18 protein-coding genes and 1 pseudogene are annotated in these 15,403 nt (G+C 70.8%); 9 read left to right on the top strand and 10 right to left on the bottom strand.

From position 1 onward, the window contains the following. Positions 1–478 precede the first annotated feature (478 nt). From cas2 to AC01Y6_RS07550, 7 genes and pseudogenes are all read left to right on the top strand, one after another. On the top strand, positions 479–751 hold the full coding sequence (gene cas2, locus AC01Y6_RS07580; protein WP_476670971.1) for a CRISPR-associated endonuclease Cas2: 273 nt from the start codon (positions 479–481) through the stop codon (positions 749–751). Between the two features lie 57 nt (positions 752–808). Then, a complete protein-coding gene (cas10, locus tag AC01Y6_RS07575) occupies positions 809–3,235 on the top strand; it encodes a type III-A CRISPR-associated protein Cas10/Csm1 (RefSeq protein ID WP_476670969.1) in 2,427 nt (808 codons plus the stop codon). Continuing rightward, positions 3,236–3,652 (top strand): type III-A CRISPR-associated protein Csm2, encoded by a 417-nt coding sequence (csm2, locus tag AC01Y6_RS07570; protein WP_476670968.1) that lies wholly within the window; start codon positions 3,236–3,238, stop codon positions 3,650–3,652. Continuing rightward, on the top strand, positions 3,649–4,383 hold the full coding sequence (csm3, locus tag AC01Y6_RS07565) for a type III-A CRISPR-associated RAMP protein Csm3 (protein ID WP_476670966.1): 735 nt from the start codon (positions 3,649–3,651) through the stop codon (positions 4,381–4,383). The genes csm2 and csm3 overlap by 4 nt, the downstream gene beginning before the upstream one ends. After that, positions 4,384–5,244, top strand: coding sequence for a type III-A CRISPR-associated RAMP protein Csm4 (csm4, locus tag AC01Y6_RS07560; protein WP_476670965.1), 861 nt, complete (start codon positions 4,384–4,386; stop codon positions 5,242–5,244). Beyond that, on the top strand, positions 5,241–6,380 hold the full coding sequence (gene csm5 / locus AC01Y6_RS07555; RefSeq protein WP_476670964.1) for a type III-A CRISPR-associated RAMP protein Csm5: 1,140 nt from the start codon (positions 5,241–5,243) through the stop codon (positions 6,378–6,380). The genes csm4 and csm5 overlap by 4 nt, the downstream gene beginning before the upstream one ends. A 26-nt stretch (positions 6,381–6,406) precedes the next feature. Then, positions 6,407–6,553, top strand: a pseudogene (locus tag AC01Y6_RS07550) (IS701 family transposase); the annotation flags it as partial. 120 nt (positions 6,554–6,673) lie between these two features. Here AC01Y6_RS07550 and AC01Y6_RS07545 read toward each other — a convergent pair. From AC01Y6_RS07545 to AC01Y6_RS07530, 4 genes are all read right to left on the bottom strand, one after another. Continuing rightward, positions 6,674–7,003, bottom strand: coding sequence for a cupredoxin domain-containing protein (locus AC01Y6_RS07545; protein WP_476670963.1), 330 nt, complete (start codon positions 7,001–7,003; stop codon positions 6,674–6,676). After that, a complete protein-coding gene (locus AC01Y6_RS07540) occupies positions 7,000–7,773 on the bottom strand; it encodes a cupin domain-containing protein (protein ID WP_476670962.1) in 774 nt (257 codons plus the stop codon). Before AC01Y6_RS07540 ends, AC01Y6_RS07545 begins: the two co-directional genes overlap by 4 nt. A gap of 199 nt (positions 7,774–7,972) precedes the next feature. Further along, positions 7,973–8,605, bottom strand: coding sequence for an anti-sigma factor (locus tag AC01Y6_RS07535; protein ID WP_476670960.1), 633 nt, complete (start codon positions 8,603–8,605; stop codon positions 7,973–7,975). Then, positions 8,602–9,120 carry a sigma-70 family RNA polymerase sigma factor gene (locus tag AC01Y6_RS07530; protein ID WP_428720433.1) on the bottom strand — a complete coding sequence of 173 codons (519 nt, stop codon included), beginning with the start codon at positions 9,118–9,120 and terminating at the stop codon, positions 8,602–8,604. Before AC01Y6_RS07530 ends, AC01Y6_RS07535 begins: the two co-directional genes overlap by 4 nt. 106 nt (positions 9,121–9,226) lie before the next feature. On the opposite strand from AC01Y6_RS07530, the gene AC01Y6_RS07525 reads away from it, so the two are divergent. Both AC01Y6_RS07525 and AC01Y6_RS07520 read left to right on the top strand, forming a co-directional pair. After that, the gene (locus AC01Y6_RS07525; protein WP_476670958.1) at positions 9,227–9,589 is read left to right on the top strand and encodes an ABC transporter permease subunit; all 363 of its coding nucleotides are present in this window, start codon (positions 9,227–9,229) and stop codon (positions 9,587–9,589) included. 10 nt (positions 9,590–9,599) lie between these two features. After that, entirely contained in the window at positions 9,600–10,862 is a 1,263-nt protein-coding gene (locus AC01Y6_RS07520; RefSeq protein WP_476670956.1) for an ABC transporter ATP-binding protein, read from the top strand. On the opposite strand, the gene AC01Y6_RS07515 is transcribed toward AC01Y6_RS07520, so the two are convergent. From AC01Y6_RS07515 to AC01Y6_RS07490, 6 genes are read right to left on the bottom strand one after another with little or no spacing between them, the layout of a single operon-like run. Then, positions 10,859–11,794: a PIG-L deacetylase family protein gene (locus AC01Y6_RS07515; RefSeq protein ID WP_476670954.1), complete on the bottom strand. Its 936-nt coding sequence runs from the start codon at positions 11,792–11,794 to the stop codon at positions 10,859–10,861. The two genes, AC01Y6_RS07520 and AC01Y6_RS07515, sit on opposite strands and share 4 nt — an antisense overlap. Then, positions 11,791–13,044: a HAMP domain-containing sensor histidine kinase gene (locus tag AC01Y6_RS07510; protein WP_428720854.1), complete on the bottom strand. Its 1,254-nt coding sequence runs from the start codon at positions 13,042–13,044 to the stop codon at positions 11,791–11,793. The genes AC01Y6_RS07515 and AC01Y6_RS07510 overlap by 4 nt, the downstream gene beginning before the upstream one ends. After that, positions 13,041–13,694 carry a response regulator transcription factor gene (locus AC01Y6_RS07505; RefSeq protein ID WP_347240661.1) on the bottom strand — a complete coding sequence of 218 codons (654 nt, stop codon included), beginning with the start codon at positions 13,692–13,694 and terminating at the stop codon, positions 13,041–13,043. Before AC01Y6_RS07505 ends, AC01Y6_RS07510 begins: the two co-directional genes overlap by 4 nt. After that, a complete protein-coding gene (locus tag AC01Y6_RS07500) occupies positions 13,669–14,319 on the bottom strand; it encodes a phosphatase PAP2 family protein (RefSeq protein WP_476670952.1) in 651 nt (216 codons plus the stop codon). The genes AC01Y6_RS07505 and AC01Y6_RS07500 overlap by 26 nt, the downstream gene beginning before the upstream one ends. Positions 14,320–14,322: 3 nt before the next feature. Then, a complete protein-coding gene (locus AC01Y6_RS07495; RefSeq protein WP_428720852.1) occupies positions 14,323–14,808 on the bottom strand; it encodes a PepSY domain-containing protein in 486 nt (161 codons plus the stop codon). A 58-nt stretch (positions 14,809–14,866) separates the two neighbouring features. Beyond that, a complete protein-coding gene (locus tag AC01Y6_RS07490) occupies positions 14,867–15,280 on the bottom strand; it encodes a PepSY domain-containing protein (RefSeq protein ID WP_428722112.1) in 414 nt (137 codons plus the stop codon). Positions 15,281–15,403 lie beyond the last annotated feature (123 nt).

The raw sequence follows: 15,403 nt of genomic DNA, 5'->3' as shown, positions 1-15,403 counted from the left end.
CCAGTTCTTCCCTTGGGGATGGGCAATATGCGTTTTCCCCTTCTCATCGCCCCTTTCTCCTGTGGCTTTTCATCGGCACAAACCCCCGAAAACCCCCGTTATTCGCCGTGTGCATATTCCAAGCTTCATCTTTCTCATAAACCCCCCTCTGGCGGTGCCGTCCAGGACGGGGTTCTTAGAGGGGTAGAGTTGCAAACCACATAGCCCCGTAAGGGGATTGCGACCTTCCGCCTTAAGGGCAAGGAGGAGTCCCTTCTTGGTGTTGCAAACCACATAGCCCCGTAAGGGGATTGCGACTACTAAGTCTACCAAGAAGCTCCTTATCTCTTTCCACATCAGTTGCAAACCACATAGCCCCGTAAGGGGATTGCGACTATAGGAAACCCCTGAGCCCACCAGATGTTGCATGTAACGGTTGCAAACCACATAGCCCCGTAAGGGGATTGCGATTCCCAAGGGTTTCGGGTAGTCTAGACCCATGGCAAAACGCCTGTATGCGGTGGCGTATGACATCCCCGACGACACCCGCAGGATCAAGTTGGCCAATCTGTTGAAGAGCTACGGGGAGCGGGTCCAGCTCTCCGTGTTTGAGTGCTACCTGGACGAAAAGCTATTGGAGGACCTGCGCGCCCGGGCGAGGAGGCTTTTGGACCTGGGCCAGGACGCCCTGCGCGTCTACCCCGTGGCGGGGCGGGTGGAGGTCCTGGGGGCGGGGCCGCTTCCTTCCCCTCGCGAGCTCGCCGTGGTCTAGGGGGGCCGTGTGCAAACTTCACAGGGCGGGGATGAGTGGAGGAATACCTTGGAAGCCATGAACCGGGACGGCCTGGACCTGGCCTTGGCGGGCCTCCTTCACGACGTGGGCAAGCTCTACTCCCGGGCCCTTTGGGGGGAGCGGGACGAGCGGGTGCCGGACCGCACCCACACCGCCTACACCGCCTACTTCGTCCGGGCGCACGCCGAGCTCTTCCGAAAGGCGGGCCTGGACCCAAGCTGGCTCGCCGAGACCGCAAGCCGCCACCACGAGGGCTGGCGGGACCGCCCCCAGTACCGGCCCGAGACCCCCGAGGCCTGGTGCGTGGCCCTGGCGGACACCTACGCCTCCAAGGAGCGGGAGGAGGGGGAAGGCGGGGGAAGCCCCCCGGAGGTGCCCCTGAAGCCCCCCTTCCGCCACCTCCGGGTGCAGGGGAAGGAGGGCGGGGAAGGGGGGTACAGCCCGGTCTACCGCCTTTCGGGGGAAAGCGGGGTGGGCCTCGCCCCGGGGGCCCTCTACCCGGAGGACCGGCCGGGCGTCTCCAAAGAGGTGTACGGGCGGCTCCTGGAGCGCCTCGAGGCCCGGCTTTCCGAGATGGCCCGCCTCCCTCTCACCAAGGAGGCCCTTCTCCTGAACCTCGCCCTGGCCTTCCAGGAGACGCTTTCCCTGGTCCCCGCCGACACCCAGTCCGAGCCCGACGTGAGCCTCTACGACCACCTGCGCCTCACGGCGGCCATCGCCCACGCCCTCTGGCTGTTTCACGGGAAAAGCCCCACCCCGGAAGACCTGCGCCGGGACGGGGAGAAGTTCCTCCTGGTGGCGGGGGACATGGGGGGCATCCAGGGGCACATCTACCGCATCGCCGGGGCGGAGACCGGGGTGGGCGGCATCGCCAAACGGCTTCGGGCGAGGAGCCTCGAGGTGAGCCTCGCCGCCGAGGCCATGGCCCTCGCGCTTCTCCGGCGCCTGGGCCTCACCCCCTTGAACCGCATCCTGGGGGCGGGGGGCAAGTTCTACCTCCTCCTGCCCAACACCGAGGAGGCGGTGGCCGCCCTGGAGGGGGCCAGGGAGGCCTGGGGCCGCTGGGCTTTGGAGCGGGGCGGGAGCCTCGTGCCCCACCTGGCCTGGGTGGCCTTTCGCGGCCAGGACTTCCGGGACTTCGCCGCCCTCCTCGCCCGCCTCCACGAGGCCCTGGCCCGGGCCAAGCTCAGGCCCTTTCCCTTCCTCCGCTCCACGGAGGAGACCCTGGGCAGGCCTTTGCGCCCCTGCGCCGCCTGCGGCCTGCGGCCCGCCCAAAGGGACGAGCCCGGAAGCCTCTGCGGGGACTGCGAGCGGGAAAGGGAGGTGGGGGGGCTCCTTCCCCAAAGCGACCGGGTGGGTTTCTTTGAGGACGGCGCCCCCAGGCCTTTCTTCGCCTTTCCCGGCCTGAAGGCGGCCCTGGGAGGGAAGCTTCCGGGAGCGGTGCACCTTTACCGGGCCCGCCTGGACTTCGCCCCGGAGGAGGTCCCCTCCGAGGCCAAGCCCCTCCTCGGCCACCTGCCCCGGGTGGCCCACGCCCTGAAGGCCCGGGGGTGGGACCTTCCGGCCTACCGGGCCTGGGCCGAGGAGGAGGGGCTTCTGGAGGACGAGGAGGTCCACCCCGAGAAGGTCCTCACCTTCGCCGAGCTCGCCGCCCTCTCGGAGGGCGCCCCCTACCTCGGGGCCCTCCTCCTGGACGCCGACCGCATGGGGGAGGCCTTCGCCACGGGGTACCGGCGGGAAGGGAGGGACCTCGCCACCCCGAGCCGCATCGCCGCCCTCTCCCGCACCCTGGAGGTCTTCTTCGCCGCCGAGGTGCTTTCCCTTCTGGAAACCCCCGGGCGCTACCGGGAAAGGCTCGGGTGGGGCGCCCTCGAGGCCCAGCGCAAGGAGGCGCGCTACCCCCTCCTCTACAGCGTGTATTCGGGCGGGGACGACCTCTTCCTCCTCGGGCCCTGGGACGCCCTTCTGGACTTCGCCCTGGACCTGGAAAGGCTCTACCGCCGCTTCACCCGCCACGAGGCCCTAAGCCTTTCCGGGGGCTTCGTCCTGGTGGGGCCGAGCCTCCCGGTGCCGGAGCTTTCCCGCCTCCTCGGCGGGGCCGAGAAGCGGGCCAAGGAGGCGGGGCGGGGAAGGCTCTTCCTCTTCGGCCAGGCCGTGCCCTGGGAGGAGCTTCCTAAGCTTAGGGCCTGGGCCGAGGACCTCTCCCGCGACCTCCGGGAGGAGCGGGTCTCCCGGGCCCAGGCCTACCGCTGGCTTTCCCTCTGGCGCCGCTTCGCCCCCCTGGAGGACCCCGGGGAGAGGGTGCGCTACAAGCCCCTCCTGGCCTACGCCCTGAGGCGGGTGCGGGAGCGGGACGCAGGGGCGTGGGAGCGGTACCTGAGGCTTCTTGACCACCAGGACCCGGCCTGGGCCTACCTCCCGGTCTGGGTCCAGTGGGCGCTTTACCGGGAAAGGAGGGCGTGAATGCCGGCTTTGGAGTTTTTCAAGGACAAGGAGCGGGGGGTTCTGGACCCCAGGGTCTTTGAGCGGGCGCGGGAGGTGGCGGAGAGGTTAGCCAGGGGCGGGCTCAAGTCCAGCCAGTTCCGCAACTACTTCGCCGAGCTCCGTGCCCTGGAGAACCGCTTTGAGAGGGAGCGCAAGGGGGACGAGGCCCTGGCCTTCGCCCGGCTCGTGCCCCAGATGGAGCTCCTCAAGGCCAAGCTCTTCTACAACACCCGCCCCCAGGGACCGCTTAGGAACGCGAGGGAGTTCGTGGCGTTTATGGAGGAGGCCCTCGAGGCGGGCAAGCGGAGCCCCAAGGACTTTGAAGCGATGATGAAGTACGTGGAGGCGGTGCTCGCCTACTTCTACGCCTTTGGAGAAGGTGGAGGACGGAAATGAGGCTTAAGAAGGTGATCCGCATCCGCGCGGTGCTCCTGGCTAAGACCGGCCTCAGGATCGGGATGAGCCGGGACCAGATGGCCATCGGCGACCTGGACAACCCCGTGATCCGCAACCCCCTCACCGACGAGCCCTACATCCCGGGCTCCAGCCTCAAGGGGAAGCTCCGCTACCTCCTGGAGTGGAGCCTGGGCGGGGACTACATCCTGAAGGCCAAAGAAAGGCAGGTCTACGCCTCCCCCGACCCCAAAGACCCCGTGGCCCGCATCTTCGGCCTCGCCCCGGAAAACGACGAGGCCGCCCTGAAGGTGGCCCGGGAGCGGGGCCCCACCCGGCTTCTCGTGCGGGACGCCTACCTCACCGAGGAGTCCAAGCGGGAGCTGGAGCGGGCCACCGCGCGGGGGGGGCTCTACACCGAGATCAAGCAGGAGGTCTTCATCCCCCGCCTGGGGGGGAACGCCAACCCCCGCACCACGGAGAGGGTCCCCGCCGGGGCCCGCTTCCTGGTGGAGATGAGCTACCGGGTGCTGGACGAGCTGGACGAGGCCTACTTCGGGAAGTACCTCATGCGGGCCCTGGAGCTCCTTGAGCTGGACGGCCTCGGGGGGCACATCAGCCGGGGGTACGGCCAGGTCTACTTCCTCCACCCGGATAAGCCCCCGGAGGCCCAGGAGGGCCTGCCCCTGAGGGAAAGGCTTAAGGTGGAGGAGGTGGTCCTCGAGGGGGCCTGAATGCGGGCGACCCTCTTCCGGCTCTACTTCCAGGGGCCCCTGAAGGCCCTCCCCCGGGCCCCCACCCTCATGGGCCACCTCCTCTTTTGGTACCGCTACACCCACGGGGAGGAGGCCCTCGAGGCCCTTCTGGAAAGGTTTCGCAAAGAACCCCCCTTCCGCCTCTCCAGCGTCTACCCCGAGGGCTGGCTTCCCCGGCCCAAGCTTCCCCCCGTCCAGGTGGAGGAGACCGTCCGGCGGAAGGCCCTTAAGAACCTCGCCCTGGTGCGCCTGGAGACCTTCAAGGCCCTGGCGGAAAGGGGAGAGGGGGCCCTTTTGGAGGCCCTCGAGGTCCTGGGGAAGGCAAGCCCCCCCGAGCCGAGGAGGCTCCGCCGGAGCCGGGTGGGCATAGACCGGGCCACGGGGGCGGCGAGGCGGGGCATCCTCTTCACCCAGGAGCTCCTCTTCCCCGACCCCAAGACCCCCTACGCCCTCTACGTCCTGGGGGAGGCCCCCTTTGACCTCAAGGAGGCCCTCGCCTTCGTGGGGGAGATGGGGTATGGGGGCGGGGCCAGCGTGGGCCTCGGGCGGTTCCGGGTGGAGGGCCCCCTGGAGGCGGAGCTTCCCGAGGCCGAGGCCCCGAACGCCTACGCCACCCTGGCCCCCGGGCCTTTGGAAGGCGCCCTCTACTACGAGCTGGAGCCCTACTGGGGCCGCCTCGGGGCGGGGCATGGGGGGAAGCCCTTCAAGGCCCCTTACCTCAGGACCCGGGAGGGGAGCGTCTACCAGGAGGTGAGGAACGCCCTTTTGGACGTCTCCCCCGAGGAGGGGGCGCGGGCGTGCGAGGTCCTCGCGGTCTTTCCCCTGGGGGTGCGGGTATGATGAGGAGCTTTCGCCTGGAGCTCGAGGCCCTGAGCCCGGTGCACGTGGGCACGGGGGAGGCCTACCCCGCCTACGCCTACGTGCCCGACTTCGCCAAGAAGGAGGTCCACCTCCTGGACCCCGGCGCCCTCCTCCTCGCCCTTCCCGAGACCAGGAGGCGGCAGTACCTGGAGAAGGTGGCCCAGGGCCCCAAGGCGGCCCAGGAGGTGCTTCGCTACCTTTACCAGGAGGGCCAGCTTCCTAGGGAGGCCATCCTCCGCACCCTCCCCGCAAGCCCCGCTTTCTTGGAAGCGGTCCAGTCCGCCACCGAGGAGGCCGCCCTGGAGTACCGCCCCCTTCCTTCCTCCCCCCTCGGCCCCTACCTCCCGGGCTCCAGCGTGAAGGGGGCCTTGCGCACCGCCTGGCTCTTCCACGTGCTCGTGGAAAGGGGCCAGGTGGCGGAGTTTGACCGGAGGACGGGGGTGTGGCGGCTCAGGCCCTGGCGGAGGGAGGACGGGGACGTCCACGTCTACCCCTCCCGGAACCCCGGCCTCCCGGAGAACCAGGCCTTTGAGGGGGCGGTGCTGGGCTACGCCCAGGAGGGGCGTCGGGGGCTTAACCTCTACCAGGACCCCTTCCGGGCGGTGCGCCTTTCCGACTCCGGCCCCACCCCCACCTTCCTGAACCGCATCGGGGTCTTCCACCCCAATAAGGACACCTCGGGGATGGTCCTCCTGGCGGAGACCTTCCGCATGGGCACCCGCTTCGCCCTCACCTTCCGCTACCACGAGGGCCTAAGCCGGGACTGGGACGGGAAGCGGGGGGTTTCCATGCCCATCCCCCCTGAGGCCCTGGTGCGGGCCCTCAGGGACTATTACGGCCAGGTGGCCGAGTGGGAGAGGCGCTTCGCCGAGGACTACGAGCTCAAGAAGGCCCTTAAGGTCTACGAGGCCCTTTCCGAAAGGCTTAAGGACCCCGAGGTCTTCCCCTTGCGGGTGGGCTTTGGCTCGGGGCGGCTCGCCCTGCGCCTCGCCCTCCTCCTCCCCGAGGACCACCCCGAGGGCGAGGAGCCCAAGACCCGCAAGACCGCGGGGGCCCGCCTCCCCCGGGACGGCTATCCCCTGGGCTGGATGGTGGGAAGGCTGGAGCCCCTCTGAAGGGGGTAGGGGTGGGGGCATCGGCGCTGGCCCATCTGGCCTTGGGGTGGGTGGCCTATGGGCTCATGAAGCATGGGCATGAGCGGCTGAAGTTGAGCTTCCACCGATGCCGACGGAGACTCATCGCGGGTAAGCTGAGCCCTCTGTTATCGGTGCGGGTGGAGGCCGCGTAAGTCCAGACAGAAGCCCGGTTCTTCCGGGAGAAGCCGGAGAAGGCGGGTCCTCTCCAGGAAGACCGGGCTCTGCCAGGCTAGGGCCATGACGAGCCCATGGCCCAAAAGCCTGGGAAGGGTCTAGGGGCCGACCTCGAGGCTGAAGACCATGTAGGGGTGGAGGGCGCAGTAGATGGCGTAGCTCCCGGGCTCGGTGAAGGTGCGGCGGAACTCGGCTCCCGGGGCCAGCACCCCGCTGTCAAAGCGGCCCCGGCTGTCGGTCACGGTGTGGGGGGCCTGGCCTTGGTTCACGAAGACCAGGGTGGTCCCCGGGGGGACCTTCAGGGCCTTGGGCTGGAACTCAAAGTCCACGAGGCTTACCCGCACCTCTGCCGCCTCGGGCGCCTTGGGGGCGCTTAGGGGCATGGGGGCGCAGGCGGCAAGCAGGAGGAGAAGCGCGCCAAACCTCACAGGAAGACCACGTCCCCCATCAGGGCCGGCCCAAACACGGAGAGGAAGCTCAAGGTCCCCTGGAACTGGTGGATGGCCCCGGCCGGCACCAGGACGATGCTCCCCGGGCCCACCTTCTCCCGCTTGAGCTCCACCTGGGCCGTTCCCTCGCCCTCCAGCACGTAGATGGCCTCGTCCCGGGCCCGGTGGTAGTGCCAGGGCTGCCCGGTGCGGGTGGCCACGGCCAGCACCGTGCCCAGGGGCTGGTTGGCCAGGCCTTGGGCGGCGAAGGGGCGCTCCTGGGGCACCGCGGGGGGCTTGGGGGTGAGGAGGAGGGGAGCCCCCTCCTGGGGCCCTAAGCCCCGGTCCACGAAGACCACGTCCCCCATGAGCCTGGGGCTGAAGCGGGAGAGGAGGTCCAGCTCCCCAAGGAAGGCGTGGGCGGTCATGGGCGGGATGACCACCACCTGGCCTGGGCCGATGGGGATTTCCCGGCCCCCGGCTACAAAAACCCCCTCTCCTTTGAGAACCAGAGCCACCTCCAGCCGCTCCCGGTGGTAGTGGAGGGGCTGCTCCTTGACGGTGCGGACGAGGACCGAGGTGCCGAGGGGGGTCTCCCCCACCCCCTGGGCGGCGAAGGGCCGCCCCTGCGGCACGGAGAAGCTGGCGAACTCCGCGGGGTAGCGGCGGAAGATCCCCTCCCCCGTGGCCTGAACCAGGGCCCAGGCCCGGCCGGCCAGGGCCGAAACCAGAACTCCACCTGCGGCCTGCAAGAACTTCCTGCGCTCCATACCTCCACCTCCACCCGGTAATACCCCGAAAGGGGGCGAGGCGGATTCCTTTCGCCTTGGGTTGCGCGCCTCTTCCCCCCACGCTGCCCCAAGGCGGCCTCAGCCCACCGCGACCTCCAGGCGGATCCGCACGAGCCACTTGGGCTGCCTCATCGGCTTGGCCGAAAGGCCCGCAACCCGGTTTCGCAACGGGGGGTCCTTAGATCCGCGCCCGGCCCACCGAGGGGGTGGTGGGGGCGGGGCTGCCCTCCGGAGGCTCCACCGAGACCCCCACCAGGCTCCCCTCGGGCAGGGGGCCGAGCTCCAGGAGGGGGGTGAGGGAGAGGCCGAGGCTTTTGCGGCGCCCGTCCTGGATGAGCCAGGCCTGGTAGACCCGGCCCGGGGGCGGGGGGGACTTGAGGAGGAGGAGGACCTCGCCTTGGGCGGTGCGCAGGGCCCAGCCCGTCTGGCGGCCCGAGGGGGAGAGGAGGGGCATGAGCCGGGCCCCGGGCTCGGCCGCCAGGGCGAAGAAACGCCTCTCGGCGAGCGCTCTCTGCCAGGTTCGGAGCCCGAAGGACCCCAGGAAGGCGAGGAGGAGGGCGGCAAGCCCCAGGGCAAGAACCCGCCTGCGGGGCCAAAGGGGCCTCGGGCGGAGGCGCTCCCTTAGCTCCGCCTCCCAGGAGGGGGGCACGGGGGCCTCGGGTACCAGGGCGCTCAGGGCCTCGAGGTGGGCGCGGTAGGCGGCGCGGCAGGAGGGACAGCGCCTCAGGTGGGCCAGGCCCTGCCGCCTCGCCTCCTCGGGCAGGAGGTCCAGGGCCAGGCGCACCAGGTCGTCCGGGTCCAGGTGGGTCATTTGAGCTTCCCCTCCAGCTTGGCCAAGGCGCGGCGGAGCCGGCTCTTCACGGTGCCGAGGGGCAGGCCCAGCAGGAGGGCGAGCTCGCTGTGGGAGTAGCCCTGGAAGTAGGCGAGCTCCAAAAGCTTCCGCTCCTCGGGCGAAAGGGCCTTCAGGGCCTGGGCCACCCGGAGGCGGTCCAGGTGCTCGTCCCCGCCTAAGCGCTCCTCCGCCCCGTCCTCCTCGAGGAGGGCGAGGGGCTCCAGGGCCTTGAGGCGCTTCAAGGCCAGCCTGTGGGCGATGGTGAGGATCCAGGTGGCGGGCCGCCCCAGGGCGGGGTCAAAGCGCTCCGCCTTGTTCCAGATGCGCAAGAAGGTCTCCTGCACCACGTCCTTGGCCTCGTGCCCGTCCCGGAGGACCCGGCGGGCGAGGCCATGGACCCTCGGGGCGTAGCGGCGGTAGAGGGCCAGAAGGGCCTCCTCGTCCCGCCGGGCCACCCGGTGGAGCAGGTGGATGTCCTCCTCGTCCTCTCCCATCCCACCCGGTTATACCCCAGGGAGGGGCCTCCCGGATTCGCCCGGGCCTGGCCCTTAGGTCGGTCGGCTCCCCCGGCTCCTGCTGCAAGGGGCGCTGCTCTTCAACGTGGTGGCGGGGGCCACGGCCCTGCCGGAAGACCTCAAGGAGGCCGCCCGGGCCTACCGCCTTAAAGGGCTTCTCCTCTGGCGGCGGCTCCTTCTCCCCGGGGTCTTCCCCTACCTGGTCACGGGGCTCGTCACGGCGAGCGGCGGCACCTGGAACGCCTCCATCGTGGCCGAGGTGGTGTCCTGGCACGGCCGGACCCTGGAGGCCACGGGCCTTGGGGCCTACATCGCCAAGGCCACGGAGGCGGGGGACGGGGGGAGGCTTCTTCTCGGCATCCTGGCGATGAGCGGGTTCGTGCTCCTCCTGAACCGCTTTCTCTGGCGCAGGCTCTACCGCCTCGCCGAGGAGCGGTTCCGGCTTTAGGGGGTGGGGCGTGGTCCTCTTGGAGGCGAGGAACGTGGGCAAGAGCTTCCGGGCCGGGGACGGGGCGCACCCGGTCCTCGCCGGGGTGAACCTGGAGGTGCGCGAGGGGGAGATCGTGGCCCTTTTGGGGCGCTCGGGGGGCGGGAAGAGCACCCTCCTGAGGATCCTCGCCGGCCTCATCCCGCCGGACGAGGGGGAGGTGCGCTTCAAGGGGAGGCGGGTGGAGGGCCCGGTGGAGGGGATGGCCATGGTCTTCCAGAGCTTCGCCCTCTTCCCCTGGCTCACGGTGCTGGAGAACGTGGCCCTGGGCCTCGAGGCCCGGGGCCTCCCCAAGGCGGAGCGGGAGCGGAAGGCCCGGGAGGCCATCGCCCTGGTGGGCCTGGAGGGCTTTGAGGGGGCCCTTCCCAAGGAGCTCTCCGGGGGGATGCGCCAGCGGGTGGGGTTCGCCCGGGCCTTAGTGGTGGAGCCCGAGATCCTCTTCATGGACGAGCCCTTCTCCGCCTTGGACCCCCTCACCGCCGAGGGCCTGAGGGAGGACCTCCTGGACCTCTGGGAGGCGGGGAGGCTCGGGACCAAGGCCATCCTCCTCGTCACCCACAACATGGAGGAGGCGGTGGCCCTGGCGGACCGGGCCCTGGTCCTGCAGGGAAGCCCGGCCCGCATCGCCGCCGAGGTGCGGGTGCCCCTGCGCCACCCCCGGGACCCTCGGGACCCCCGCTTTCTCGCCCTCACCGACCGCCTCTACGCCGAGCTCACCCACCGGGAGGAGGTGGAGCGCCGGGTGGAGGAGGTGGCCTACCGCCTCCCCGAGGCCCCGGTGGGGGCGATGCTCGCCCTGGTGGAGACCCTGGGGCGGCTTGGGGGCCGGGCGGACCTGCCCCTGCTGGCGGAGGAGGAGGGGTTGGGGGTGGACGAGCTACTGCCCCTCCTCGAGGCCCTGGAGCTTTTGGGCTTCGCCCGGGTGGCCGAGGGGGACGTGGAGCTCACCCCTTCCGGCCTGGCCCTGGCCGAGGCCGACCTTCCCCGGCAGAAGGAGATCTTCGCCGAACACCTCCTGCGCCACGTCCCCCTGGTGGCCGAACTGCACCAGGAGGTCCTGGCCCGGAGGGTGCGGGAGGAGGAGGTGCTGGACAGGCTGGAGGCCCGCCTTCCCCAGGAGGAGGCCAGGCGGGTGTGGCGGAGGCTTCTGGAGTGGGGCCGCTTCGCCGGGCTTCTCGCCTACGACGAGCGGGCGAGGCTCCTCTACCCTCCCGCCGAGGTGGAAGAGGCCTAGGGAGGCGGGGCGTAGGGGGCGAGGAGCTCGTTTTTCCGCACGAAGGCCTCCATGAAGCGGCCCAAAAGCTCCATCTGGCTCCGGTGGGCCTTTAGGGCCTGGAGCTTGGCTTGCTCCTCCTCCGGGGTGAGGTCAAGCCTCCGCCAGGGGAGGTGGCGTCCCCGGGGCGGGGGCTCCAGGGGAAGGCCCGGGTGGAAGCCCTTGGGCAGGGGCCACTCCAGGCCCCCGTGGACCACGTAAAAGTAGAGCCGGTCCAGGGCCCCCATCTCCCCGAGGAGCCTCAGAGCCATGTACCCCGTGGCCCGGTGGTCGGGGTGGGCGTCCTCGGGGGCGGGGGCCAGGACCAGGGTGGGGGCGGCCTCCTTCAGGACCCGGCGAAGGTCCTCCTCCCAGGCCTCCCCCGTGTAGGGGGCGCCGGGGGAGAGGGCGCCTTCGTAGGCCACCCCGGAAAGCCCCGTGGCCCGGGAGCGGTAGGGGGTGTAGAAGTGCTCCAGGAACATGGGGAGGAGGCCCCGGTCGGGGTAGCCGAGGAAGTAGAGGTGGCCCTCCGGCACCCCCAGGGTCCGGGCCGCCGCTTTGGCCTCCTTCTCCCGGGCCAGGGCCAGGGCCTGGAGGTCCTTGGGGGTTGGCCTCAAGGTCCGGTGGAGGAGGGCGGCGTCCCACTGGAACCCGTCCCCCAGGGTCATCCAGGCCAGGTAGACCTGGCCTCCCCCTTGGAGGACCTTCTGGATGAGCCCGGCGCAGCAGAGGCTCTCGTCGTCGGGGTGGGGGGCGAGGACGAGAAGGCGCGTCCCCGGCGGGGGAGAGAAGGCGGGCAGGGAGGCCACCCGGGAGCGGTAGTAGAGGGCGTAGGCCTGCTGGGTGATCCAGGGGGCGTTGATGGCCAAAAAGAGGCCGATCCCGATTAGGAGGGCGAGCCACCCCAGCCTCACGGCCCCATCCTACCCAAGCAGGCCCGCACCCTGGCGCCCCCCAGGGGGCTTTCCTCGGCCCGGGCGAAGCCCCCGTGGGCCTCGGCCACCCGCCGCACCAGGGGGAGGCCGAGGCCGCTTCCCCCACCCGGGGCGAGCCTCTGGAAGGGCCGGAAGACCGCCTCCCGGGCGGATTCGGGGATGCCCGGGCCGTCGTCGTCCACCAGGAGGCAGGGGCCCTCCAGCCGCACCGCCACCCGGCTTCTCGCGTGCCGGAAGGCGTTTTCCAGGAGGTTCCGCACCAGCGCCCGGAGGAGGTCGGGGTCGCCCCGGTAGGGGAGGGTGGGGGGGAGGTGGAGCTCCAGGACCTTGCCCTCCCGGGGCAGGTCCTCCAGGGCCTCCAGCACCAGGGCCACCAGGTCCAAGGGCTCGCGCCTGAGAGGGGCTTCGGCCCGGGCCAGGAGGAGGAGCCGCTCGGCCAGGGCTTTGAGGTGCAGGGCCGCCTCCAGGGCCCGCTCCAGGGGGCGGCGGAGAGGGGGGTCGGCCTCCAGGGCCTGCTCCAGCCTGCCGATGAGGACGGTGAGGGGGGTGCGGAGCTCGTGGGCGGCGTGGCGGACGAAGGACCTTTCCGCCTCAAGAAGCCTCTCCAGGGCCTCCAGGAGGAGGTTCTGGGCCCGGGCCAGGCGGCCCACCTCGTCCATCCGCCCGGGTTCGGGGAGGCGGGCCTTGGGGTCGGGGGCCTGGGCGAGCTCCAGGGCCCTTCGGGCCATGCGGTCCAGGGGGGCGAGGGCCCTTCCCGCGAGGAGGTAGCCCAGGAGGAAGGCGAGGGCCAAGGCCCCGGAGAAGGCGAGGAGGAGGACCCGTTCCATCCGGTCCATGGCCCGGTCTGCCCACTCGGAGGAGCGGGCCGCCACCAGGGCGAAGCCCCCTTCCTCCAGGGCGCAGTAGCGCACCTCCTCGTGGCTGAAGCACCCGGGCCGGAGGGTGGGGGGCGGGGGGAAAGGGGGGCCCTCCGCCGCCACCACCTGCCCCCCCGCCACCAGGAAGAGGGCCAGGTCCTGGGGGAAGCTTTCGGGCTCCTGTTCCAGCCTAAGGTGCCCGTCCTCCTCGTTCACCAGGGGGCGGGCGAGGAGGAGGGCGTCCCTTAGGGTGGCGTCCAGGGCCCCGTAGAGGGCGCCCTTCAAGGCGTAGCGCAGGAAGAGGCCTAGCCCCGCAAGGACCAGGCCCAGGAGGAGGGCGTAGAAGAGGGCGAGGCGGAGGCGGAGGCTCATCCCAAGAAGGCGTACCCGAGGCCCCGCTCGGTGCGGATGGCGTCCTCAGAGAGCTTTTTCCTAAGGCGGTGCACGTAGACGTCCACGGCCTTGGGGTCCACCCCCTCCTCCCCGGCCCAGACCTTCTCCAGGAGGACCTCCCTCGGGTAGTGCCCCCCGGCGTTTAGGGCGAGGAAGGCGAGGAGGGCGAACTCCCGGCCGGAAAGCCGCACCTCCTTCCCCTCCCAGAAGGCCCGGCGGGCCTCGAGGTCCAGGGCGAGCCTCCCCCGCACCACCAGGTTCCTGGCCTCCCCGTGGGCCCGGCGGAGGAGGGCCCGCACCCGGGCCCGGAGCTCCCTGAGGTGGAAGGGCTTCACCAGGTAGTCGTCCGCCCCGCCCTCCAGGCCCTCCACCCGGTCCTCCACCTCCCCCCGGGCGGTGAGCATGAGCACGGGGAGCTTGGAGGCTTCCCTCAGGCGCCTTAGGAGGGCGAACCCGTCCATCCCGGGGAGCATCACGTCCAGGATGGCGAGGTCGTAGGGGAAGGCCTCGAGGAGGCCCAGGCCCTCCTCGGCGCTTTTCGCCCAGTCCACGGCGTAGCCCTCGGCCTCGAGGGTCTCCTTCACCAGCTCCCCCACCCGGGGGTCATCCTCCACCAGGAGAAGCCGCATCCTTCCCAAGCATAAGGCGGAGGCCCAGGAACCAGGCCAGGGTGAGGGCCCAGCCCGCCAGGACGTCCGAGGGGTAGTGCACCTGGAGGTAGAGCCGGGAGAGGGCCACCCCGAAAGCCCAGGGAAGCCCGAGGAGCAGGACGAGGCGCGAGGCCTTGGGGCTCTCCCGCAGTAGCCAGGAAAGCCCAAGCACCAGGGCCAGGCTCGCCATGGCGTGGCCCGAGGGGAAGCTGAAATCGTGCTCCGGGGTGAGCTGGGGGAAGAGGTGGGGGCGGGGCCGGGCGAGGAGGTGCTTGCCGAGGAGGTTTAAAGCCTCGCTTCCCCCGAGGACGAGGAGGAACCGGGGCCAGGAAAGCCCTCTCCTAAAGGCCCAGAGAAGCACCCCGCCCGTGGCCAAGGCCATGGCGGGCAGGGAGGCGCTTAAGGTGAGGAGGCGGGCGAGGCCGTCCAGGAAGGGGGAGCGCAGGGCGTGGAACCCGGCGAGGAGCGCCCGGTCCCAGGGAAACCCCTCGCGCCGGTACACGTCCTCGGCGAGCTCGGCGAAGACGGCGAGGGCGAGGAAGAGCGCCCCGTAAAGCGCGGCCGGCTTCAGCCAAGCGGAGTAAGGAGAGGGCCTGGAGGCCATGGGCTACTTTCCGGCAGGCCCGGTGCCGAGGAGGGCTCCGGTCTTGGCGTCCAGGATGGCCTGGCGCGCGCCGATGTCTACCCTTAGGACCGGGCGGCCCCGCCACACCTGGTAGGCCACCTCGGCCGGGGCTTCCCCGGTGCCCAGGGCCTTTTGCGCCCGGGCCACCGCCTCCTTGAGCGGGATGCCCGGGGGCGTCCTGAGCCAGGCCCGCGCCCCGAGGGCCCGCTCCTTTAGGGGCTTCTGGCCCAAGACCTTCCCGCTTTCCCCGTCCACGTACACCTGGACCAGGTGGGCTCCCCGGGCCAGGTCCACCCCGTACACCGGGCGGCCCTCCCGCCAGGAGAGGCTGATCTCCTCGGGCGGGGTGGGGCTTCTCAGGTGGGCCTCCGCCGCCCTGGCCGCCTCCAGAAAGCCGAGCTTGGGTAGCGCCTGGCCCCAGGCGAGGCCCAGGGCGAGAAGGGGGGTGAGGAGCTTCCACGTGCGCATAGCTTCTCCTTTGGTAAAGCATGGGCCCCGGGTGCCTTCCCCGGGGCCCGGGCCTTCGCTACTCGCCCGCCTCCTCGGCGCCGCCCTCCTCGTGCTCCGCGCCGCCTTCCTCGTGCTCGGCGCCGTAGGCCTCCTTATGGAGCACCTGGCCGGTGCCCGCGTCCACCTTCACCTCCTGCCCGGCCAGGACCACCTCCCACACCAGGTAGCCGTTCTCGTTCCCCAGGGACACCCGGGTGGGCTTCTCGCTGGTGCCGAGGTAGGCCTGGGCGGCCTTCACCGCCTGGTCGGGGGTCACCTTGGCCAGGGCCTGGTAGGCCTGGGCCTCCGTGGCCTCGTTCCCCTCTGCTTCCTGGACGGGGATGGAGCCCTGGTAGCTCGGGCTCTGGTTTCCCGCCCCCTTGCCCATCTGGGCCAGGGCCAGAACGCCTAGGGCCATCGCGCCGATGCCGGTAAGGATCTCCTTCCTCATGGCTTCCTCCTTTGCTCCCAGGGGCCTTTCCCCCAGGGCGCCCTTAGGGTAGGGGAGCGGGGTTACACGGGGGTAAACGGGGCTTCCACCCTGGGAGGGCCCTCAGCGGTTCCGGCTTGAGCG

Source organism: Thermus sp. (genome assembly GCF_056332225.1).
This window is presented reverse-complemented; position numbering and strand designations above follow the sequence as displayed.